This is a genomic window from Rickettsia japonica YH (genome assembly GCF_000283595.1).
Taxonomy (GTDB): domain Bacteria; phylum Pseudomonadota; class Alphaproteobacteria; order Rickettsiales; family Rickettsiaceae; genus Rickettsia; species Rickettsia rickettsii.
The window spans coordinates 169,978-193,902 of record NC_016050.1 but is presented as its reverse complement, the minus strand read 5'-3'; the positions used below and the strand labels follow the sequence as shown (position 1 = coordinate 193,902).

Here is a 23,925-nt window from a genome sequence, read left to right as displayed (position 1 = left end):
TTTCTGCAAGCGGAAAATAAGAAAAAGCCTATAAAAAACCAAGTTTTTTATAGGCTTTTTTTTCAATAATGCGTAGTAAGGTTATTTTTCTGGATTCCTGCTTCTAGCTAGGAAGGCATTGTTGCGTGGACACCACCCCGTCATTACAAACATTAAAAAGTAATTGACGAAGCCAGCTTAGGAGTTTGTTATTATTTCATGAGATTGCCACGCCAGCATAAATGCTGGCTCGCAATGACGGATTTTTATGAACTATCTGATACATACGAAGATCAGCTTGGAAAAGAGCAAAGGGTCTATAAGTCGAGGAGCGGAGCGTATATTAAACGTTCAGCATCCTAGGACTTACAAAGACGACACAGCCAATTTTTCAAGTTCTATCTTAGTATATTTATACATTCTCTTCATCAAGTTTTACGGCTGCTTTACGCATTTTATCCATAAAGTAACCGGTTCCAGCAGGTACTAATCGTCCAACTATCACGTTTTCTTTTAGTCCTCGCAACTTATCTACTTTACCGGCAATAGCTGCTTCAGTTAAAACTCTAGTAGTCTCTTGGAATGATGCCGCAGAGATAAACGATCTAGTTTGCAGAGAAGCTTTAGTAATACCTTGTAATATTAATTGTGCTTCAGCAGGTTTTAAACCGTTTTTCATAGCTTTTGCATTTATCTCATCAAATTCATGTCTATCTATTTTTTCACCTGCTAATAACGTAGTTCCGCCTGAATCCGTAACCTCTACTTTTTGTAACATCTGACGGATAATAACTTCTATGTGCTTATCATCAATCTTTACACCTTGTAGACGATAAACGGCTTGAACCTCCTTAACAATATAATTTGCCAGAACCTCTACGCCCATTACTTTTAAAATATCTTGAAGTACCGGATTACCGTCAATCAATAAATCACCTTTTTTAACAAAGTCACCTTCGTTAACTACAACATGCTTGCCTTTTGGTACCATATACTCAATAGACATTGTTTCATCAATCGGATGTATAATAATACGTCTTTTAGATTTATAGTCTTTACCGAATTCTACTCTACCGTCAATTTCGGCAATAACTGCATGATCTTTAGGGCGTCTTGCTTCTACAAGCTCGGCAACTCTTGGTAAACCACCGGTAATATCTTTAGTAGTGGTTGATTCTTTTGGTATACGTGCAATGATATCACCTACCGATATTTGTACTCCGTCTTCTACGCTTAAAACTGCTCCAACCGGCAAGTAATATCTAGCTTCTAAACCGTTTGATAAGGTGATAACTTCACCTTTAGCATCTAAAAGCTGTATACGTGGGCGTAATTCTGCACCGCGTGAATATTGCTTTGATTCAATAATAACTTTACTCGGTATTCCGGTAGCTTCGTCAGTTACGTCACGAATAGAAATACCCTCAACCATATCTTTGAATAAAACTTTACCTGACTTCTCCGTGATAATCGGTATAGTATAAGGATCCCACTCTGCTAGTTTTTGAGTTTTAATCACCATATCACCGTCATCAACAAGTAATCTAGCACCGTATGGAATTTTATGACGAGCCTTTTCGTTACCGTTATTATCAAGCAATAATAATTCACAATTTCGGCTCATAACAATTTTGCGTTCTTCGGAATTAATAACAACGTTACGACTTATAATTTTCACTTTTGCGTCATAGGAAGCGTCTACGGAAGAAACCTCAGCACCTTTTGTTGCCGCTCCTCCGATATGGAAAGTTCTCATTGTAAGCTGCGTACCCGGTTCACCGATAGATTGAGCAGCAATAACCCCGATTGCTTCACCCTCCGATACTAATGTACCGGTAGCAAGATCCCTACCGTAACATATGCTACATATACCGGTAGTACTTTCACAGGTTAATACGGATTTTATCATAATTCTGTCGAGTCCTGCCGACTCAATCTGCTCTAACTTTGCTTCATTAATAAGCTCGCCTTTATTGAGAATTAGATCATTAGTTACCGGATGAAATATATCAATAGCAGCAGTACGACCTAAAATCTTTTCAGCTAAAGGTACTATAACTTCTCCACCTTCAATAACACTCTTAACTTCAATTCCTTTATCAGTTCCACAATCTTTTTCAGTAATAATACAGTCTTGTGCAACATCTACTAATTTTCTTGTTAAGTAACCTGAGCTTGCCGTTTTTAAAGCCGTATCTATTTGCCCTTTACGCATTCCGTTAGCAGAATTAAAACACTCAAATTCAGTTAATCCTTCCTTAAAGTTAGAGATAATAGGAGTTTGTATAATTTGACCGTTTGATTTGGTCATTAAACCTCGCATACCGCCTAGCTGCTTAATTTGCTGGAAAGAACCTCTTGCTCCGGAAATAGCCATCATATATATAGCATTTATTTTCTGATGATTTGGAGCATCATTAACCGGCGGCGTAGCAATCTCTTTCATCATGTCGTTTGCTACTCTATCGGTACATCTTGACCAAGCATCGACTACTTTATTATATTTCTCTCCGTAAGTAATTAAACCGTTTGAATATTGTTGTTCAAATTCTTTTATTTCAAGCTGAGTTTCGTTGATATGAGTACTCTTAGATTCCGGTACTACCATATCGTCCATTCCAAAAGAAATACCTGAAGAACAAGCATATTTAAAACCTAGTTTCATTAGCTGATCGGCAAAAATTACCGTAGCTTTTTGACCGCAGTGACGATAAACTAAATCTATAACTAATGATATGTCTTTTTTAGTTAGTTGTTTATTAATAAACTTGAATTCTATATTAGGGTTAGAAGGCAATAACTCACCGACCATTAACCTACCGTAAGTAGTATCAATGATAACAGGGACCATTTTACCTTCGGCATTTAACTGATTTCTGCGATATTTTATCTTTGTATGAATAGTTATAAATTTATTATATAAAGCATGTTCCATCTCAGCTAAATCTGAGAACATCATCCCTGCGCCTACTTCATTATCAAATGCAAGGGTTAGATAATATAAACCAAGCACTATATCTTTATCCGGTACAATTATAGGACGACCGTTTGCGGGGCTTAAGATATTATTTGTAGACATCATAAATACCCTAGCTTCAAGCTGTGCTTCAATCGATAACGGGATATGTACTGCCATCTGATCACCATCAAAATCCGCATTGAACGCAGCACACACAAGCGGATGAAGCTGGATCGCTTTACCTTCAATTAATAGCGGTTCAAATGCTTGAATACCAAGCCTATGTAACGTCGGAGCCCTATTAAGTAAAACCGGATGCTCTCTAATTACCTCTTCAAGCACGTCCCACACTTCGGATTTTTCAGCTTCCACCATTCTTTTAGCGGCTTTAATAGTTGTAGCGATGCCGTACAACTCAAGCTTAGAATAAATAAACGGCTTAAATAACTCCAGAGCCATTTTTTTAGGTAAACCGCACTGGTGAAGTTTAAGCTCAGGTCCTACCACGATAACCGAACGTCCTGAGTAATCAACCCTCTTACCTAGCAAGTTCTGACGGAAACGCCCCTGCTTACCTTTAAGCATATCACTTAATGACTTAAATGGACGCTTATTAGCATTTTTCGCTGCTCTACCGCGACGACCGTTATCAAATAACGCATCCACTGCTTCTTGTAACATTCTTTTTTCGTTTCTGACTATGATATCAGGAGCTTTTGATTCTATTAATTTCTTTAAACGATTATTTCTATTAATTACTCTTCTATAAAGTTCATTTAAGTCTGAAGTAGCAAATCTTCCGCCGTCAAGCATAACAAGTGGTCTAATTTCAGGAGGAATAACCGGTAATACATCCATAATCATCCATTCCGGCTTGTTTTCCGACTCTAAAAAATCCTCTACTAATTTTAAACGCTTTACTAATTTTTTCTTTTTGACTTCTGAAGAAGTGGTTTGTAATTCCTCGTATAATTCTTGCTTTAACTTTGAAAAATCAAGCTCTTTAAGCATTTGTTGTATTACTTCTGCACCTATAGAGGCAGTAAATGCATCTTCACCGTACTTATCTTTTGCTTTCTGTAATTCTTCCTCTGTTAAGAGTTCGCCTTTTTGTAAAATCGATAGCCCTGGGTCAACTACTACATAATTTTCAAAATAAAGAATCTTTTCTACATCTCGCATTGTCATATCAAGAAGTGTACTAATTCTTGAAGGTAGCGACTTTAAAAACCAAATATGAGCAACGGGAGCTGCAAGTTCAATATGCCCCATTCTTTCACGTCTGACTCTAGAAACCGTAACTTCAACGCCGCATTTCTCACACGTAATTCCACGGTTTTTCATCCGCTTATATTTACCGCAGAGACATTCATAATCTTTTACCGGACCAAAAATTCTTGCACAAAATAAACCATCTTTCTCAGGTTTAAAAGTTCGATAGTTAATTGTTTCAGGTTTTGTTACTTCACCGAAAGACCACGAACGTACCTGATCGGGACTTGCTATATTAATCCTTATCTGATCAAATTGTTGAGTATTACTTAATTGTCCGTAAAAATTTACTACGCTCATAAAAATACTTTTCCTTAAAAATTACTCGTATATACTCGATTGGCGTTGTCGTTCTACAAGTTCTGCGGTGCTCACGTATTAAGTATCCGCTCCTCGCCTTGTGCACTCCTAGCTCTTTTTGAAATTGACCTTCGTCTAACCAGAGTTCTTATTGCACCCTATATGTCATTCCCGCAAAAGCGGGAATCTCGTAAAACAGATAAAAAACAAGTTTTTTATCTGTTTAAATGACCTGTCTTTCTTAACTTGAAGTTACTTCAAGCTTTACGTTAAGACATAAAGATCTAAATTCTTTTATCATAACATTAAATGATTCAGGAATGCCTGATTCAAAATTATTTTCACCGCGTACTATAGAATCATAAGTTTTGATCCTACCATTTACGTCATCCGACTTAACCGTTAACATTTCCTGTAACGTATAAGCTGCACCGTAAGCTTGTAATGCCCAGCATTCCATTTCCCCGAAACGCTGTCCGCCGAAATGAGACTTACCTCCAAGCGGTTGCTGCGTTACTAAGCTATAAGGTCCTATAGAACGGGAGTGAATTTTATTATCGACTAAATGATGCAATTTCAGCAAATATTTCTGTCCGACGGTTACTAGACGATCAAAATATTCACCGGTTCTACCGTCAATTAATTTCACTTGTCCTGAAGGGTCTTGACCGGCAAGCTTTAGCATATCTTTAACGTCCTGAACTTTTGCTCCGTCAAATACAGGAGTTGCAAAATGTACGCCTTTACTTACTTTCTTACAAAAAGAGATAATCTCTTCTTCCGGTCTTTCAAGTATAGAATTAATATTTTCTCCATACAGTTCAATTAAGAATTTCTTAATCTGCTCAATACCTATATGTTTATTTTTATATTTCTTTACTAAGGTAGATATTTTTTTTGCTAAATTTATTGATGCCCACCCAAGATGCGTTTCTAAAATCTGTCCTATATTCATACGGGACGGAAGACCTAGAGGGTTAAGAACGATATCTACCACAGTTCCATCTTCTAAAAACGGCATATCTTCTTCAGGTACGATACGTGAAATAACACCTTTATTTCCGTGTCTTCCTGCCATTTTATCCCCGGGTTGTAATTTATGCTTAGTTGCAATAAATACTTTTACTACTTTTAAAGCTCCCTGAGGTAAATCATCACCACTTTGCAATTTCTCTACCTTAGTAGCAAATCTTTTATCAAGAGCCTCTTTTTTCTCATCATAATGAGTCTTTATCTGCTCTATTTCATTCATTACATTTGCATCTTCCACGGTAATCTGCCAAAATTGCCCTTTAGATAAGCCTTTTAACATTTCAGTAGTAATAGTTTGTCCTACTTTTACTTGCTTAGGACCGTTAATAATCACCTGCCCTACTAAAAGCTTTTCAAGCCAACTAAACACAAAATGCTCAATAATTTCTAATTCATCGTCTCTGTCTTTTGCAAATTTTTCAATTTGTTGTTTTTCAATAGCAATAGCGCGCTGGTCTTTTTCTACACCTCTACGAGAAAATACCCTTACTTCTACTACAGTTCCACTAACTCCGGAAGGTACATGCAGCGATGAATCTTTTACATCAAAAGCTTTTTCCCCGAAAATAGCACGTAGTAGCTTCTCTTCAGGAGTAATAGGCGATTCACTTTTTGGTGTTACTTTTCCAACTAAAATATCACCGGCTTTTACTTCTGCACCTATATAAATTATTCCAACCTCATCAAGATGACGCAACGCTTCTTCACTTACATTCGGTATATCACGGGTAATTTCTTCAGGACCAAGGCGTGTATCTCTAGCTATTACTTCAAACTCTTCAATATGAATAGATGTAAATACATCCTCTTTTACTATACGTTCAGATATTAAAATGGAATCTTCAAAATTATAACCGTTCCAAGGTAAGAAAGCCACAAGCACGTTTCGACCTAAAGCAATTTCACCGTTATCCGTACTAGGACCGTCAGCTATAATATCGTTTTTCTTAACGTAATGACCGACCTTAACTAAAGGCTTTTGATTTATACAAGTATTATGATTGGATTTTTGGAATTTTAGTAAGTTATAAATATCAACCGAAGGAGAACCGTCAACTTTTTGTTCTAGAGTTCTAATCACGATTCTATTTGAATCTACCTGCTCAACAATACCGTCATGTAATGCAAGCACTGACGCTCCGGAATCTTTAGCTACTACCCCTTCAACTCCGGTACCTACAAAAGGTGCATCCGTTTTAATTAAAGGAACGGCTTGTCTTTGCATGTTTGAACCCATCAAAGCACGGTTAGCATCATCGTTTTCTAAGAAAGGTATAAGAGAAGCCGCAACCGATACTACCTGCATAGGAGTCACATCAATGAAGTCTACCTCATACGGTTCTACCATTACAAAATTACCGCCTTCAACACGGCAATTAATAAACTCTCCTTGCAGCTTTCCGTCTTTATTAACTTTAGAATTTGCTTGTCCAATTTTGTATTTACCTTCTTCAATAGCAGAAAGATATACCACTTCATCGGTTACACATCCATCTTTAACTCTTCTATACGGACTCTCTATAAAACCGTGTTTATTTATTCTAGCATAAGTAGCCATAGAGTTAATTAACCCGATATTCTGACCTTCAGGTGTTTCAATAGGACAAATACGACCGTAATGAGTCGGATGTACATCACGCACCTCAAAACCTGCCCGATCTCGACTAAGACCTCCGGGACCGAGTGCCGATAGCCTTCTTTTATGAGTTATTTCCGATAATGGATTTGTTTGATCCATAAATTGGGATAATTGGGAGGTACTAAAAAATTCTTTTACTACTGAAACTAAAATTTTAGAATTTACTAAATCATGAGGCATTACGGTATCAACATCACCTGCCGACATCCTTTCAATTACAGATTTTTCCATTCGGACTAAACCTATTCTAAATTGATTTTCTATCAATTCACCTACCGATCTAACCCTTCTATTACCTAAATGATCAATATCGTCTATGATACCTTTACCGTCTTTAAGCTCTACTAAAACTCTTACGATATTTTTAATATCATCAATTGTTAAAACCGTAACTTCTTCAGAAATATTCAGCTCTAACCTAGAATTCATTTTTATTCGCCCGACTTCTGAAAGATCATATCTTTCCGTATCAAAGAATAAATTATAAAACAGACTTTCAGCCGCTTCGATATTAGCAGGTTCGCCTGGTCTTAGAACCCTGAAAATCTCACATAATGCTGCCTCACGATCCTGATTTTTATCAGCAAATAAGGTGTTCCTTATATATGGACCGGATTGAGGATTGATTACTAATACGTTAACATTTTTAATTTTAAGATCATTAATAACATTTAGCATATCAGCAGTAATCATTTCACCGATTTTTGCTAATACTTCATCGCTTGCAGGATCTCTTAAATCTTCGGATAGATATTTGCCGATTAAAGTTTCATGAGCTACTAAAATATTATTAAGCCCTTCCCCAAAATATTTTTTAGCCAAACGCGGAGTAATTTTTTGTCCTGCTTTCAGTAGAATATTTCCGGTATCTGCATCTACTAAATCACTTGTTAAACGATGAGCAGTAATATGCTGAGGTATAAATTTAACCGCCCAACCTTTATTTTTAACAAGCTTATAAGTTACTGAATTATAATAAAATTTTATAATTTCTTCAGTACTCATACCTATAGCTCTAAGCAAAGTAGTAGTATAAAGCTTTCTTTTTCTATCAATCCTGAAATAAATAACATCCTTAGCGTCGAATTCTAAATCAAGCCAAGACCCTCTATATGGAATAACACGAGCAGAATATAAAAGCTTGCCAGAAGAGTGGACTTTTCCTTCATCATGATAAAAGAATACACCAGGTGAGCGATGCATTTGTGATACAACTACTCTTTCCGTACCGTTGATAATAAAAGTACCGTTTTTAGTCATTAATGGGATATCACCCATATATACTTCTTGCTCTTTAATCCCTTTAATTTCTCTAGTACCGGTATCCTCATCTATATCCCAAATACTTAATCTTAAAGTAACTTTAAGAGGAGCAGCATAGCTTAAACTTCTTTGACTACACTCTTCTACATCATATTTTGGAGTATCGAATTCATATTTTACAAATTCTAAATTAGCAATATTGGAGGAATCTGAAATAGGAAAAATTGAGTTTAATATAGATTGTAAACCTTTGTTTTTTCTTTCAGAATCTTTAATATTTAACTGTAGAAAGTTTTTCTCATATGAATTTTTTTGAATTTCAATCAAATTCGGTATATCTGCTACTAAATTTATGTGACCGAAATTTTTTCTTATTCTTCTATTATGTGACAAGGGTTGTGCTTCTATATTATCCCTTAATGAAACCATATAATCTCCTGACTGATAAAATTACTGCACATATTACAGTGATGAGGTCCTATGCACTTTTAATAGAATAATCATAATTATGACTCTTTTTAGCTGTAAATCATAAGATTTTTTTGAAATAGTAATAAACTCTCCTCTCAAAAATCTTATTAATTTTCGCTTAAAAATATCTCCTAATTATAATCATTAATCAAAAGTGTTCAGAACCTAGGTTCTGTATATAAAATTTAAATTATTTATATTTTAAACAATAAAGTTTTTATTGGAATAGATACCTATTTCAATAAAATGCTTATAATTTGCAGTAAAATATATTGTTTTAAAATTTTTCACATAGAACTTAAATTAAAGAAACCTAGTAAGTTTCTTATTTAGATCTTGTGTAGACTCTACGAACATTTCCAAAAAGATTTGATTTTGGTTATTTATTTGTTGCAACAAATTATAATATTTTTTAAAAATAGGTAGCTATTCCTTCAAAAATCTCATTAATTTTCACTAAAAATCAATTATAAATGTTCACAGAACCTAGAAAATTTCAATAATTTAAATTTCTAGACGTATGGTACGTTAACAAAATTATTTTAATCAATAAGATTTTTAATGTAATAGCTTTATCCTATTTCAAAAAAATAACTTAAATTAGCTTTAAATTAACTTCTTAAAATCCAAAAAGCCTTATTTTAGTAATTAAATTTGAATAAGGCTTTTTGGATTTTAAGAAGTTAATTTAAAGCTATAAAATATTTCATCTGTAATGCAAAAACATTAGGTCCTGTAAAAAAATTAATCTATACTTAGTTGTTTTTGATTGAGACTTATAAGATTTTTCTTTGAATAAAAACAACTGTTTCAACAAAAATCTTATTAATTTTTACTTACAAACATCTAAAATACGAATAATTCAACTTTTCTTTACAGAACCTAGTGCAGAATAATTATTTTAATTCAACTTTTGCTCCAGCAGCTTCTAACTTACCTTTGATTTCGTCTGCTTCTGCTTTTTTCACATTGCTTTTAATCGGCTTTGGAGCTTCATCAACTAATTTCTTAGCTTCAATTAAACCAAGACCTGTGATATCTTTCACAACTTTAATTACTTCAACTTTCTTGTCACCAGCAGCTGTTAAAACTACTTCAAACTCAGTTTTTTCAGCTACTGCTTCAACCGCAGGAGCTGCTGCACCGGCAGCTGCTACAGCTACAGGAGCTGCTGCAGATACACCCCATTTTTCTTCTAACATTTTCACAAGCTCAGCTGCTTGCATTAACGTTAATGATGATAATTGTTCTTCAATTTTAGCTAAATCTGCCATAATTTTTTCCTTTTTACTTTTTTTATATTGAGAGATTACTACATCAGGCATTTTAAAGTTAATTAAATTCTTTTGTGCTTCAAATTATAAGACTTTTTTAAAACTATAAAAGCTCTTTAATTATCAATTAAAATACCTGATGCTGTAACCTTTAAGTTAATTTTTACTAGCATGTGCTTGTATTACTCTCGCCATACTCGAAGACGGGGCTTGTAAAACACCTACAACCTTAGTAGCCGGTGCTTGTAATAACCCAACAATTTTACCCCTAAGCTCATTAAGTGCAGGTAGCTTAGAAAGTTCTTTTATTGAATGTTCATCTAATACGTGATTATCGACTATTCCACCGATAATATTAAGATTATCATTAGCCTTAGCAAAATTCACTACTAATTTTGCCATCTCAACCGGTTCTTTAGAATAAACAATAGCAGTAGGACCCGAAAATAAATTAGCAATACTATCAAGCCCTGTTTGATTTGCAGCTATTTTTGCTAAAGTATTTTTAACTACTTTAAAACCTGCTTCTTTAGATTTAAGTGATTCTCTAAGCGAACTCATTTGACTAACGGTTAACCCGTGATAATGAGTAATAATTATAGAGGGCGATTCTTTATAAATATTTACAATATCCTCTACTGCTACCGATTTTTCTGATCTTAACACCTTTTAATTCTCCTTTTATCATACAGTTTAATATATTTAAACTGATACAAATGCTTAAAATAACAAAATTTTTTTATTATTACTATACTACCGTTAAACGGCTATAAAAATTATGCTATACTAGTTAAATCTATTTGTACCGATGCTCCCATAGTAGAAGATAAATACATTGCTTTTAAATAACTTCCTTTTAATCCGGCAGGTTTTGCTTTAATTACTGCCTCAATAAACGCATTTAAATTTTTTAATAAAGCTTGGTCTGAAAAAGATAATTTTCCAAGCCCTGCATGAATTATACCTGCTTTCTCTGCTCTATATTCTACCTGACCACTTTTAGCATTTTTAATAGCATTTTTAATATCTAAAGTTACGGTACCAAGTTTAGGGTTAGGCATTAAACCTTTTGGTCCTAAAATTCTTGCAACTGAACCTATAGCTGCCATCATATCGGGAGTAGCTATACATACATCAAAATTAATTTTCCCTGCTTTAATTTCATCAATAATATTTGTTGAACCTACTAAATCTGCTCCGGCACTTTTAGCTTCTTCTTCTCTTTCTTCTTTACAAATAACGGCCACTCTTACGGTTTTGCCTGTACCGGCAGGTAAATTAACTACACCACGTACCATTTGATCGGAATGCCTAGGATCAATTCCAAGCTTCATAACTATTTCTAAGGTTGGATCAAATTTAACATATGATGCTGATTTTAATCGTTCAACTGCATTTGTTAAATTATATAAAGTATCTGATTTTACTTTTTCTCTAGCTTCTCTTATGTTTTTACCGCCGCTAATTTTTACAGCGACATCTTTCTTATTTGACATAATAATTAATTCCCTACTATTTCAAGTCCCATAGATGCAGCACTACCACAAATAATTTTTGTTGCTGCTTCAATATTTTTTGTATTTAAATCAGGCATTTTTAACTTTGCAATTTCACGACAATCATCCATAGTAACTTTACCTACTACTGCTTCTTTTTTAGTAGCACTAGAACCTTTAGTAATTTTAGCATACTTCTTTAAAAAGTACGAAGCAGGAGGAGTTTTTATTTTAAAAGAAAAACTACTATCTTCATAAACGGTAATTACGGTTGGCAGAGGTATTCCTTTTTCCATACCTTGCGTAGCATCATTAAAATCTTTACAAAATGCTGCAATATTAACTTTTCTTTGTCCTAGGGCCGGTCCTATAGGAGGTGCAGGAGTGGCTCCAGCAGCCGGAATTATCAAGTTAATATAACCTTTTATTGCTTTCTGAGACATTTATAAATATCCTTATTTTTCTCTTAAATTAATATTACTTTGTAACAATTGCATGGATATTGTTTCCCATCATTGCAAGGCAAAACTGTAAGTTTTGACAAAACAAGGAAGAAAAAAATTCTGTAAATCAGAAGTTTTGTATTATTTCTTTTAGATTGCCACGCAGCCTACGGCTGCTTGCAATGACGACGCATTATCCCGCAACAATGACATCCTAAACATTCGCACAATACAGCTTAAGTAATTAATAAACCGTATTTAGTCCAACTTTTAATCATTTTTCTTTACTTGATTAAAATTTAGTTCTATTGGAGTTGCTTTACCAAATATTGCAACTGAAACTTTTAACCTATTTTTTTCTTGATCTATTTCTTCTACTGTACCCATGAAAGTTTCAAAAGGACCGTCTATAACAGTCACTATTTCACCAACTTCATACAATTTAGAATTCTTTGCTTCTTTAGCTTCTGCTTCCAAATTATTAAAAATATTTTGTATTTCACTTTCTGTAAGAGCTTTTGGCGTGGTTTTGCTTCCTAAAAAGCCGGTTACTCCAGATATATTTTTTACTAAATGCCAAGATTTATCAGTCATATTCATCTTTATCAAGATATAACTCGGCATTAGTTTTTTTTCTACCTTGACATTTTTACCGCGTTTAACTTCAGAAACTCCAAAAACAGGTATTAATATATCTTCAAAAAAATCCGTCATGTTCTGTTTAGCGATTTTTCTAAGCATATCTTCTTTAATGCGTTTCTCTGCTCCTGATGCCGTATGTACTACATACCACTGCTTTACATTTTTTTCAGAAGAAGGCAATATATTATCTATACTCTGTTCTGTCACAATTTATTCCTTATACTATTTGCCGATATTAAGCAAAAGCTGCATTATGTTATGTATACTATAATCAAGTACTAAACAAATTAGGCTAAAAATAAAAACTGCTACTACCACTACTAATGTTGAAGCAACAAGCTCTTTTCTAGTTGGCCAAACTACCTTATAAGTTTCTTGTTTAACTTGTTCAAAAAACTTATAAATTTTATATTCTTTAAACATATTTTTGTTAGGTAATTTATTAGACTTCTTACAAAATCCTACTTCTAGAGGCAATCGAGACGATGATCCAGCACTGGAATTCTCACATACTAGTATGTACTCTGCGATTCGAGGTGAAGTACCTCTTTCAAATTTCTCTCTATAAGCAAATTTTGTAAAATTCTATATTTTATAGCAAAAAAGCTCTAAGCCTATAATGGCAGGAGCGACAGGTATCGAACCCGCAACCTCCGGTTTTGGAGACCGGCGCTCTACCAATTGAGCTACACTCCTATCATATTTTTAATAAAAAATCAATAAAATTTATTAAAAATATTTGTTATTATTAAAAAATTACTATAATAAACAGTACTTCTAATTTATAAGCTGCCATGGTAAAACAACATTTATTTCTGTAAGACGTGACACCTCACCCCTAAATTATTTTTTAGCCTTAATAAGATCAGCTACTTGACTCGGCACTTGATCATAATGAGAGAATATCATACTAAACTGAGCTCTACCTTGCGATAAAGACCTAAGCGTATTAACATAACCAAACATTTCCGCTAAAGGAACATTCGCAGTGACTACTTGAGCATTCCCTCTTGGATCCATGCTTTGAATTTGTCCTCTACGACTATTTAAATCGCCTATAATATCACCCATATATTCATCAGGAGTGATAACTTCAACTTGCATAATCGGCTCAAGTAATTTAGGATTACATTTCGGCATCCCTTCTCTAAATGCTGCCTTTGCAGCAATTTCAAATGCAAGTACACTAGAATCTACATCATGAAACGCACCGTCAACTAAAGTTGCTTTAAAATCAATCATAGGATAACCGGCAATAACACCGGTTTCTCTAATATTATTTAATCCTTTTTCAACACCTGGTATATATTCTTTAGGCACGGCACCGCCGATGATTTTACTTTCAAAGACAAAAATTTTATTTTTATCTTCATCTTTTAGATCTTTTACCTCTTTTAGAGGCTCAAAAATAATTTTTACACGAGCAAATTGTCCTGCACCGCCGGATTGTTTCTTATGGGTATAATCAATTTCACAAGCTTTTGTTATAGTTTCACGATATGCTACTTGAGGAGCTCCAATATTTGCTTCGACCTTAAACTCTCTTCTCATACGATCAATGATAATTTCTAAATGGAGTTCTCCCATTCCTTTTATCACTGTTTGTCCTGTTTCATGATCAGTTGACACTCTAAATGATGGATCTTCAGCTGCTAAACGAGAAAGTGCGAGGCCCATTTTTTCTTGGTCGGCTGTTGATTTAGGTTCTACCGCAAGCTCAATTACCGGCTCTGGAAATTCCATTCTTTCTAAGATTACTTGCTGATCAATATCGGATAACGTATCACCTGTGGTAGTATCTTTAAGACCTGCTAAAGCTACTATATCACCTGCTGATGCTTCTTTTACGTCTTCACGATTATTAGCATGCATTAATAGCATTCTACCGATTTTTTCTCTTTTATTCTTTACGGTATTAATAACAGTTGTTCCTGAAGTAATTTTACCTGAATATATTCTAATAAAAGTTAATGAACCGACAAACGGGTCATTCATAATTTTAAATGCTAAAGCTGCAAAAGGCTCAGTTACCGAAATAGGGAAATCTTTTTCTTCACCAGTACTTACTTCCATACCTTTTACTATACCTATATCAATAGGCGAAGGTAGGAAATCTACTACGGCATCAAGTAAAGGCTGTACCCCTTTATTTTTAAAAGCACTACCACATAAAACCGGATAAAATGCTGCTGAAATAGTACCTTTTCTGATTAATCTTTTAATCTCTTCTGCTGTTACTTCTTCACCTGATAAATATTTTTCCATAACATGATCATCTAACTCAACAATCATATCAAGTAATTTAGCACGATATTCTTCAGCTTTATCTTTCATATCGGCAGGTATATCTTCTTCAAAATACTCAGCTCCAAGTGCTTCATCTTTCCAAATCACTGCTTTCATTTTAACAAGATCAATTATACCTTTAAAATTTTCTTCAATCCCTACAGGCAACTGAATAACAAGCGGTTTTGCTCCTAAACGATCTTTGAGCATTTCAACGCATCTATAAAAATCTGCTCCCATTCTATCCATTTTATTGACAAAACACATTCTAGGAACATTATATTTATCTGCTTGCCTCCAAACCGTTTCTGACTGCGGTTCAACACCTGCTACACCGTCAAATACTGCAACCGCACCGTCAAGCACACGAAGCGAACGCTCTACTTCGATAGTAAAGTCAACGTGTCCAGGAGTATCGATAATATTAATTATTTTATCTTGCCATCTACAAGTAGTAGCAGCTGAGGTAATGGTTATACCGCGTTCTTGTTCTTGTTCCATCCAATCCATGGTAGCACCGCCCTCATGAACTTCACCTATTTTATGCGATTTACCGGTATAATATAAAATACGTTCGGTAGTTGTGGTTTTACCGGCATCAATGTGGGCACATATACCGATATTACGAATATGCTCAAGTTTATTTATTTTACTCATTATACCCTACCTTATTTCATTTTTTTAGGGCTAAAATGAGAGAAAGCTTTATTAGCTTCGGCCATTTTATGAGTATCTTCTTTCTTCTTAATGGCAACGCCTCTATTATTAGAAGCTTCAAATAGCTCTTCAGCAAGTTTATCAATCATCATTTTTTCAGAACGTTTTGACGCAGCATTAATAATCCAACGGCTAGCAAGGGCATATCCTCTTCTTTCATCAACATGCGTCGGAACTTGATAATTAGCTCCTCCAACCCTAACCGAAGTTACTTCTAAATGCGGCTTCACGTTATGCATAGCATTATTAAAGGTTTGATACGGATCAACTCTATGCTTCTTTTCAATTTTATTAAAGGCTGAATAAACAATTTTCTCTGCAAGGGCTTTCTTCCCTTCTTTCATAATATTATTGATAAATCTTGACAGTAAAATACTGTTATATTTCATATCAGGTAAAATTACTCGCTTTTCCGCGGCATGACGACGTGACATTTTATTTTTTCTCTCTAACTAATAATTTATTTTTTTGTAACTGCAACTTGCTTACGAGGAGCACCGTAACGTGACCGACCTTGCTTACGTCCTTTAACTCCGGCAATATCATAAGCACCAAGTACGATATGATATTTCACCCCCGGAAGATCAGGAACCTGACCGCCTCTTACTAACACCCTATCATGTTCCTTTACACTATGCTTTTCACCAGGAATATATGCATTTACGGTTCTTTTATTACTTAAACGCACCGTTGCAATCTTACGAAGTGCAGAGTTAGGCTTTTTAGGGGTAACGGTTTTTACAACTAGGCAAACACCGCTTTTAAAAGGATTAGATTCTAAGGCAGGAGATTTGGTCTTACGAGTTTTGACTTTCTCCCAAAACGTACTAATTGATTATATGTCGGCATTAAAAAAAATACTCCAAAAAAAACTTATATATACGATAATTAAAGGGTGAAAAATACTTCCACCCTTTATTTTCCATCATTTATAAATACAAATTATAAGTAATTTGTAAATTACACTAAACTTAAATTATAATTACTTTTTCCATAAAAGCAAGTATGTTTTAATTAACAATCATTTTTTTCTCAATTATTTTTGCTATAAAGCTGATTAACATCACTAAAATATAGTAACAGCACGCAGCAATAAGCATTGGAAAAAAATAATTATATGTTTCAATTGATACAATTTGTGCTCTACGCATTAAATCCATTTCTCCAAGCATAGAAATAATGGCTGATTCTTTAATCAAATTTACAAGCTCATTTACTAATGACGGAAAAATATTTTTAACTGCTTGCGGCAGAATTATATCTTTCGTTATTAAAAACTTTGGAATAGCAAGAGCTTCAGCCGCTTCAAACTGCCCTTTATCAACTGCATTAATCCCTGCCCTGATTACTTCGGAAACATATGCTCCCGAATTAAGAGAAAAAGAAATAGCTCCCGCCATAAACACACTAAATTTAATGCCTATGATATAAGGTGAAGCAAAATAAATAATACTTAATTGAATTAATAAAGGCGTTCCTCTGAAAATAGAAGTATAGAAATTTGCAAAAAGCCTTAAAGCACGATTTTTATTTACCTTACAAATAGCGAGCAGCATCCCTATTACTAAACCGAATATAACGGCAATAACGCTATATTTTAAAGTTACCAAAGTTCCCTCTATAATAAAAAAGATTTTTGGATAGAATTTTATTAAATACTCAAACATATTTTATATATATTTTTTTCTTGTCATACCGCGGCTTAACCGCGATATCTAAAAAATAAACATTTTTGGATCGCGGGATAAAATTAAAGGTTTCTAGATTCCTGCTTTCGCAGGAATGACATAAGAACATTAATCAGTACACTCTCTTCACCGGCGGGACTGCTGTTACTTCATCGGTTAAAGTAGTTAAAGTCACAGGTTTATAATCAAGAACTACTTTACCTGCGTCATCGATAGAGCTAAGAGTATGCTTCATCCAATCCCCATCATTACGATCAGGATAATCTTCACGTGCATGAGCTCCTCTGCTTTCTTTTCTTGCAGCTGCCGAATATACTGTTACTAAAGCTTGATCAAGTAGATTATCTAGCTCTAAGGCTTCCACTAAATCGCTATTCCAAATTAAAGATTTATCGTTAATTTTTATATCTTTATAGCTGCTTCTTATTTCACTAATCATTCCTGCTCCTTCATCTAGTACCTCTTGAGTTCTAAATACCGAAGCATGGCTTTGCATAGTTCTTTGCATTTTAAGCCTTAACTCTGCAACTAAAATATTACCGTTAGCGTGACGGACTTTATCAAATCTATTTATAATTTTTTCAAGGCTTGCTTCTTTTATAGACTTGTGGGGACTCGCAGGCTTAATAAGCTCGGCTGCTTTTAATGCAGAACTTCTACCAAATACTACTAAATCAAGCAAAGAATTTGATCCTAATCGGTTAGCACCGTGTACCGATACGCAAGCTGCTTCACCGATTGCCATAAGCCCTTTTACTACGCTATTATGATTTTTACCGTCTTTGATTATGACTTGACCGTGATAATTCGTCGGTATCCCACCCATATTATAATGTACCGTAGGAAGCACCGGTATCGGCTCTTTAGTCACGTCAACACCGGCAAAAATTTTAGCCGTCTCAGAGATACCGGGCAAACGACTATGTAAAATCTCAGGCGATAAATGATTTAAATGTAAAAATACATGATCTTTATGCTCGCCGACTCCTCGCCCCTCTCTGATTTCTATAGTCATTGCTCTTGAAACTACATCTCTTGAAGCTAAATCCTTTGCAGCAGGAGCATAACGCTCCATAAAACGCTCACCGTTTGCATTAACGAGATATCCCCCTTCACCTCTTGCCCCCTCGGTAATAAGACAGCCTGCCGAATATATACCTGTCGGATGGAACTGTACAAATTCCATATCTTGCAGTGGAAGACCGGCTCTAATCGCCATGCCGCCCCCATCACCCGTACAAGTATGAGCAGACGTCGCCGAAAAATAAGCACGCCCGTATCCGCCCGTTGCAAGCACTACATTATGAGCTCTAAAACAATGCAGACTACCATCATCTAAATTCCACGCAACTACGCCTCTACATTCACCATCTTCCAGCAATAAATCAATAGCAAAATACTCAACGAAAAACTGTACTTTATGTTTTAGTGACTGTTGATATAAAGTATGAAGTATGGCATGCCCCGTACGATCTGCCGCAGCACATGTACGCTGAGCTGCTTTTCCTTTGCCGTACTCTGTTGTCATTCCTCCAAAAGGACGCTGATAAATTTTTCCCTCTTCAGTTCTTGAGAAAGGTACGCCGTAATGCTCTAACTCTAAAATCGCATCGGGAGCGTTTTTGCACATATACTCAATGGCATCCTGATCGCCTAACCAATCAGAACCTTTTACCGTATCATACATATGCCAACGCCAATCATCTTCGCCCATATTCCCAAGAGCTGCACTAATTCCCCCCTGAGCAGCCACAGTATGACTACGGGTTGGGAACAGCTTAGTTATACAAGCGGTATTTAGCCCTTCTTTAGCCATACCGAATGCAGAACGAAGACCTGCTCCGCCTGCACCTACAACTACTACATCAAATTTATGATGAATGATATTATACGCTTTGGTCATTAAATTAATTTTTTACTATTTTGATACGTGAATTGTCTACCTCTTTCACCCCATGGCTTGACCACGGGGTCCAGTAATTCAATACACAATAATGCTATAAATTGTTTTCTGGATACCGCAGTCAAGCCGCGGTATGACAATTTTTTATCCTTTATAAAACAGCGCTACTACAAAAGCTACAATAGTAACAATGCAAAATAATTGCACTATTATAATCAATGTATTACGTAATTTGTAACAACTGATATAATCCTCAATTACTACACGCATACCAAGCATCGCATGATACAACGAAATAACCACCGTAATTAACAAAGCTACTACATTAAAAGGCTTTTTAAGTTCCCACATAATAATATTTATATCATTATTTTTGTTGGTTAACGTAAAATATATTAGCCACACAGAACATAAAGCTAATATAATCCCCGTTACTCTTTGCAATAACCAATGATGAGAACCGCTTTTAGCAGAACCGCTATTTTTTGCTTTTACAATTTCTGCTTTAAAATCATACACCATTAATTTTCTCCATTATTTGTTTTAGCTTTTCGTCATTGCGAGGAGATTGCATAGCAATTGACCAAACAATCTCAGGCATTTGTTATTATTTCTGAGATTGCCACGTCGATGCTACGCATCTCCTCGCAATGACGTTTTTAATTACTACACCCATAACAATACCGTTAATAATACAGATCCTACCACTACACACCCACCGGTGATATTAACCAATTTTATAGAAAAACCGTAACCGATATCCCAAAATAAATGCCGAATGCCGTTACATAAATGATAAAACCAAGCGTAGCTAACAGCTACTAAGCATATTTTTATAATACAGCATTCAGCAAGCTGTAAATAATTATTGTCATATTTACTAAGAATCAACCACCACACCAAGATTGACACCGCAAAAAACAAAGCTACGCCGGTCATACGATACAAAATTGATAATATAGAACTTATTTGCGGCTTATATATAGTTAAATGCGGTGAAGTTGGACGCTTATTATAAATTTCTTGTTTGGTTTTAGTCATATATTTCTAATAAATAAAAAAGGGTTATGTCATTCCCGCAGAAGCGGGAATCCAGTAATTAAAAAATACACATATACTGAATTTTTAAAATTAAAAGCTCTCTTTTTTCTGGATTCCCGCTTCTGCGGGAATGACATACTACACGTTTCAATCGGTCAACGACATCTATCGCTGCAACCAATGTCTTTCTACGGGCGATAAATCATCTGTCACTGCTCTCCTATCATCGAAGACAAAACATTCACCTTGCCATAAATTGTTCTTGTTTTGTGTATCTTCTAGATATTGCAGTATTCCACCCTTTAAATGATATACCTCATCATAACCTATGCTTTTAAGTAAGCTGGTGGATTTTTCACACCTGATACCACCTGTACAAACCATAGCAATTTTCTTACCTTTGAGCAATTCTTGATTCTGCTGAACCCAAGCAGGAAATTGTTTAAATGTTTTGGTATTAGGATTAATTGCTGATTTAAATGTACCAACCTCTATTTCATAATCATTTCGAGTATCTATTACTATAACATCTTGTTTTGTGATAAATTCATCCCAATCTTTCGGCTCTATATATTCGCCTTTAAACAAATCAACATTTAAATAATCAACGTTCATTGCTACGATCTCTTTCTTAAGTCTGACTTTCAATTTCTGAAAAGGATGAACATCACTATAATTTATTTTAACGTTAACATCTTTGGGACCGGTCAGCTTTATCAATTCTTCAAGTACAAGATTTACATTTTCATATGAACCTGAAAAAGAACCGTTAAAACCTTCATTAGCTAATAAAATAGTACCTCTAACATATTTTCTTTTACCGATAAGCAAAAGTTTCGGTATCAAATTCGCCGGTTCTTCTATATTAACAAAACTATATGCACTTAAAATTGCTATTTTTTCATTCATAAATTATTTAGGTATTATTTTTACATTCTATGTCACACCCGCGAATGCGGGAATCCAGCAAAAGCTATAAAAAACTTATTTTTATAGCTTTATTTGATTAAATATGTAATTTTTGTATCAATGTTAAGGTTATTTTTCATTCCCGCCTTCGCGGGAATGACATAGAAAACTATATCTTACATAACCTGCAATGGTACGAACATATTACTACTACCCCTTTCAATCAGGAGCAAAATATTTTGCTTATCTGATTTTTTAGCATTTTCATATAATTCTTCTAGCTTACTTATATCGTCTATGCTTTCCTGATTAATATTGGTTATTAGATCACCAATTTTGAAGCTACTTTCTTCTTCATCAATATTGGTTATAACTATTCCCATTTTATCTTGAGGAATAGTATATTTTTGTCTTAGTTCTTCAGTCAAATTACCAAAAGTAATATTATTTTTAGTAATAGATAAATTATTTTCTTCTTTATTTGTTATTTCTTTCTTATTGGTCTCTTCTGTAGAATCTTTGGTAACCTCTTCATTATCCGAAGTAATTTTAATAGGTAATTCAAGCTCCTTTTTATCGCGAAGTATTTTTACTTTTACTTCCTGATCAATAGGAGCATCTGCAATAATTACACGTAATTTTTTAGTATTTTTAACCGGTATATCTGCAAACTCTATTATTATATCACCTGTTTTAATTCCCGCTTTATCACCTGGACCATCTGCTTGTACTTTAGCTACTAACACCCCCTTAGTATTTTTAAGTCCTAACCCTTCAGAAATTTCCTCGGTTAAATCTTGTATTGTTACTCCAAGGCGTCCTCTACTTACTTTTCCATCTTTCTTAAGACGTTCAATTATAGGCTTTGCAGTATTTGACGGTATTGCAAAACCGATACCTATATTAGTACCGAGCGGTGAAAAAATTGCCGTATTTACGCCGATTACTTTCTGATCCAAATTAAACATAGGACCACCGGAATTACCGTTATTAATTGCAGCATCTGTTTGAATAAAATTATCGACTATATTGTCCGTATCTATATCGATATCCCGCCCTTTAGAAGAAATAATACCGCTTGTCACCGTACCTCCTAGATTACCGAACGGATTACCGATCGCAATAACCCAATCTCCTACTCTTGCATCATTTGAATCTCCAAACTCAACAAAAGGTAGAGGTTCCTCGCTATCTATTTTTAAGAGAGCTAAATCGGTTTTAGTATCGTTACCTATTAATTTAGCCGATAATTCGGTATTATCTGCAAGTTTTATATTAATTTTATCAACATTTGCAATTACATGATAGTTTGTCACTATTAAGCCGTTAGGTTCAATAATAAATCCTGAACCAAGCGGGACACTTTTCGGAGTTTGATCAACCTCTTCCAAATTCAGCGGTATATTAAGCTTTTCTAAAAAATCATTAACTTTTTCTTGCAGAGGATCTTTCTCGGCATTTTCTGATTTACTATTAACATATTCTATTGTTGAAATATTAACGACTGCAGGAATTAACGGTTCAACTATATCGGCAAAGCTATAACGGGCGGCTTCACTTACTTTTAAAGGAGCAGAATTTATTTCCGTAAATTCATTCTCTTCTTGAGCTGCTACTTTTAAAAACTTACTATTTTCTTTTGCTAGAACAACGTTACTTGATATTAAAACTATTATAACAAGAACTATTTTCAGATTAACCATATACTCCAAGTAAATAAAAAGTAGATAGAATAGTATACTACTTAGTTAGATTTAGATATTTTAACACTTCAGCATCCGGTGAAATTACAAAATTAGTATTCTCTTTCTTTAAAGAATTTTTATATACTAAAAGTGATCTATAAAATTTATAAAATTCCGGATCAACTGAATAAGCAGAATTATATATTTTTGCTGCTTTCTCATCGCCGTCACCTTTAATAATTTGTGCATCTCTATAAGCTTTAGCAAGTATTATTTTACTTTCTTTATCTGCTTTTGAACGAATACGCACGCTTTCTTCTTGTCCTTCCGCTCTAATTTGGGTTGCTTCTTTTTCACGTGCCGTTTGCATACGACGATAAATAGCCGCACTATTTTCTTTTGGTAAGTCTGCTCTTAAAATTCTAACATCTACAACATCAATACCGAAGCTTTTAGCTTCACCGTTCACTTGATTTAAGATATTTAACATTACGTTACTACGTTCCTGACTTAAAAGGCTACTTAGCGAGATTTTACCTATCACCTTACGCATTGACGATTCAAGATTACGAGTCAGCCTAATTTTCACACCTTGATAATCATGTACCGTTTTATAAAACATTACGGGATTATTAATTTGGAATTTGGCGTAGGCATCAACAATAACTCGTTTACCGTCAGCAGCCGTTAATTCTTTTGCCTCAACCTCAACATCTAAAAGACGCTTATCAAAAAATTCAACATTTTGAATAAACGGGATTTTAATATTCAGTCCTGGATTTTCTATAGTTCTAACTGCCTCACCAAACTGGAATACTACTGCAGATTGGCGTTGGTCAACTGAAAATAAGGAGCTAGAAATCAGTATCAGCCCAAAAACAATTGTAAAAATTATATAATAAATCTTTTGTTGCATTTAATATTCC

17 protein-coding genes, 1 tRNA gene and 1 pseudogene are annotated in these 23,925 nt (G+C 34.5%); all 19 read right to left on the bottom strand.

The features are described from left to right. Nucleotides 1-391: 391 nt before the first annotated feature. The 19 genes and pseudogenes from rpoC to hflC all read right to left on the bottom strand — a co-directional run bounded on the left by rpoC (nt 392) and on the right by hflC (nt 23,915). Entirely contained in the window at nt 392-4,510 is a 4,119-nt protein-coding gene (gene rpoC, locus RJP_RS00995; RefSeq protein WP_014120534.1) for a DNA-directed RNA polymerase subunit beta', read from the bottom strand. A 241-nt stretch (nt 4,511-4,751) separates the two neighbouring features. After that, entirely contained in the window at nt 4,752-8,873 is a 4,122-nt protein-coding gene (rpoB, locus tag RJP_RS00990; RefSeq protein ID WP_014120533.1) for a DNA-directed RNA polymerase subunit beta, read from the bottom strand. A 938-nt stretch (nt 8,874-9,811) separates the two neighbouring features. Continuing rightward, nucleotides 9,812-10,189, bottom strand: coding sequence for a 50S ribosomal protein L7/L12 (rplL, locus tag RJP_RS00985; RefSeq protein ID WP_024704450.1), 378 nt, complete (start codon nt 10,187-10,189; stop codon nt 9,812-9,814). Between the two features lie 156 nt (nt 10,190-10,345). Beyond that, on the bottom strand, nt 10,346-10,855 hold the full coding sequence (gene rplJ / locus RJP_RS00980; protein WP_014120531.1) for a 50S ribosomal protein L10: 510 nt from the start codon (nt 10,853-10,855) through the stop codon (nt 10,346-10,348). A 110-nt stretch (nt 10,856-10,965) separates the two neighbouring features. Then, nucleotides 10,966-11,685, bottom strand: a complete 720-nt coding sequence (gene rplA, locus RJP_RS00975; RefSeq protein WP_014013888.1) for a 50S ribosomal protein L1 — start codon at nt 11,683-11,685, stop codon at nt 10,966-10,968. A 5-nt stretch (nt 11,686-11,690) separates the two neighbouring features. After that, on the bottom strand, nt 11,691-12,128 hold the full coding sequence (gene rplK / locus RJP_RS00970; RefSeq protein WP_014120530.1) for a 50S ribosomal protein L11: 438 nt from the start codon (nt 12,126-12,128) through the stop codon (nt 11,691-11,693). Nucleotides 12,129-12,398: 270 nt separating this feature from the next. Further along, nucleotides 12,399-12,977, bottom strand: a complete 579-nt coding sequence (gene nusG / locus RJP_RS00965; protein WP_014120529.1) for a transcription termination/antitermination protein NusG — start codon at nt 12,975-12,977, stop codon at nt 12,399-12,401. Between the two features lie 15 nt (nt 12,978-12,992). After that, nucleotides 12,993-13,193, bottom strand: a complete 201-nt coding sequence (gene secE / locus RJP_RS00960) for a preprotein translocase subunit SecE (protein ID WP_004996644.1) — start codon at nt 13,191-13,193, stop codon at nt 12,993-12,995. A gap of 197 nt (nt 13,194-13,390) precedes the next feature. Next, a tRNA-Trp gene (locus tag RJP_RS00955) sits at nt 13,391-13,466 on the bottom strand. Nucleotides 13,467-13,613: 147 nt separating this feature from the next. Beyond that, nucleotides 13,614-15,713 carry an elongation factor G gene (gene fusA, locus RJP_RS00950; protein ID WP_014120527.1) on the bottom strand — a complete coding sequence of 700 codons (2,100 nt, stop codon included), beginning with the start codon at nt 15,711-15,713 and terminating at the stop codon, nt 13,614-13,616. Nucleotides 15,714-15,724: 11 nt separating this feature from the next. Next, nucleotides 15,725-16,207 (bottom strand): 30S ribosomal protein S7, encoded by a 483-nt coding sequence (rpsG, locus tag RJP_RS00945; protein ID WP_004996646.1) that lies wholly within the window; start codon nt 16,205-16,207, stop codon nt 15,725-15,727. 26 nt (nt 16,208-16,233) lie between these two features. Next, a pseudogene (gene rpsL / locus RJP_RS00940) lies at nt 16,234-16,622 on the bottom strand (30S ribosomal protein S12). Between the two features lie 161 nt (nt 16,623-16,783). After that, the gene (locus RJP_RS00935) at nt 16,784-17,440 is read right to left on the bottom strand and encodes an amino acid ABC transporter permease (protein WP_014120526.1); all 657 of its coding nucleotides are present in this window, start codon (nt 17,438-17,440) and stop codon (nt 16,784-16,786) included. A gap of 133 nt (nt 17,441-17,573) precedes the next feature. Further along, a complete protein-coding gene (gene sdhA, locus RJP_RS00930; protein ID WP_014120525.1) occupies nt 17,574-19,364 on the bottom strand; it encodes a succinate dehydrogenase flavoprotein subunit in 1,791 nt (596 codons plus the stop codon). A 144-nt stretch (nt 19,365-19,508) separates the two neighbouring features. Continuing rightward, complete coding sequence (sdhD, locus tag RJP_RS00925) at nt 19,509-19,886, bottom strand: succinate dehydrogenase, hydrophobic membrane anchor protein (protein ID WP_014013881.1); 378 nt, start codon at nt 19,884-19,886, stop codon at nt 19,509-19,511. Between the two features lie 144 nt (nt 19,887-20,030). Further along, nucleotides 20,031-20,405, bottom strand: a complete 375-nt coding sequence (sdhC, locus tag RJP_RS00920) for a succinate dehydrogenase, cytochrome b556 subunit (protein WP_014013879.1) — start codon at nt 20,403-20,405, stop codon at nt 20,031-20,033. A gap of 165 nt (nt 20,406-20,570) precedes the next feature. Continuing rightward, nucleotides 20,571-21,314 carry an oxygen-dependent tRNA uridine(34) hydroxylase TrhO gene (trhO, locus tag RJP_RS00915; protein WP_014013878.1) on the bottom strand — a complete coding sequence of 248 codons (744 nt, stop codon included), beginning with the start codon at nt 21,312-21,314 and terminating at the stop codon, nt 20,571-20,573. 176 nt (nt 21,315-21,490) lie between these two features. Further along, on the bottom strand, nt 21,491-23,017 hold the full coding sequence (locus RJP_RS00910; protein WP_024704449.1) for a Do family serine endopeptidase: 1,527 nt from the start codon (nt 23,015-23,017) through the stop codon (nt 21,491-21,493). A gap of 37 nt (nt 23,018-23,054) precedes the next feature. Beyond that, the gene (gene hflC, locus RJP_RS00905; RefSeq protein ID WP_014013876.1) at nt 23,055-23,915 is read right to left on the bottom strand and encodes a protease modulator HflC; all 861 of its coding nucleotides are present in this window, start codon (nt 23,913-23,915) and stop codon (nt 23,055-23,057) included. Between the last annotated feature and the right edge of the window lie 10 nt (nt 23,916-23,925).

Coding starts and splice junctions, on each gene's coding strand:
- trhO (WP_014013878.1), bottom strand. CDS start 21,314: ATGAATGAAAAAATAGCAATTTTAAGTGCATATAGTTTTGTTAATATA.
- RJP_RS00935 (WP_014120526.1), bottom strand. CDS start 17,440: ATGTTTGAGTATTTAATAAAATTCTATCCAAAAATCTTTTTTATTATA.
- rplL (WP_024704450.1), bottom strand. CDS start 10,189: ATGGCAGATTTAGCTAAAATTGAAGAACAATTATCATCATTAACGTTA.
- sdhA (WP_014120525.1), bottom strand. CDS start 19,364: ATGACCAAAGCGTATAATATCATTCATCATAAATTTGATGTAGTAGTT.
- sdhC (WP_014013879.1), bottom strand. CDS start 20,405: ATGACTAAAACCAAACAAGAAATTTATAATAAGCGTCCAACTTCACCG.
- RJP_RS00910 (WP_024704449.1), bottom strand. CDS start 23,017: ATGGTTAATCTGAAAATAGTTCTTGTTATAATAGTTTTAATATCAAGT.
- secE (WP_004996644.1), bottom strand. CDS start 13,193: ATGTTTAAAGAATATAAAATTTATAAGTTTTTTGAACAAGTTAAACAA.
- sdhD (WP_014013881.1), bottom strand. CDS start 19,886: ATGGTGTATGATTTTAAAGCAGAAATTGTAAAAGCAAAAAATAGCGGT.
- rpoB (WP_014120533.1), bottom strand. CDS start 8,873: ATGGTTTCATTAAGGGATAATATAGAAGCACAACCCTTGTCACATAAT.
- rpoC (WP_014120534.1), bottom strand. CDS start 4,510: ATGAGCGTAGTAAATTTTTACGGACAATTAAGTAATACTCAACAATTT.
- rplA (WP_014013888.1), bottom strand. CDS start 11,685: ATGTCAAATAAGAAAGATGTCGCTGTAAAAATTAGCGGCGGTAAAAAC.
- rplK (WP_014120530.1), bottom strand. CDS start 12,128: ATGTCTCAGAAAGCAATAAAAGGTTATATTAACTTGATAATTCCGGCT.
- rpsG (WP_004996646.1), bottom strand. CDS start 16,207: ATGTCACGTCGTCATGCCGCGGAAAAGCGAGTAATTTTACCTGATATG.
- fusA (WP_014120527.1), bottom strand. CDS start 15,713: ATGAGTAAAATAAATAAACTTGAGCATATTCGTAATATCGGTATATGT.
- hflC (WP_014013876.1), bottom strand. CDS start 23,915: ATGCAACAAAAGATTTATTATATAATTTTTACAATTGTTTTTGGGCTG.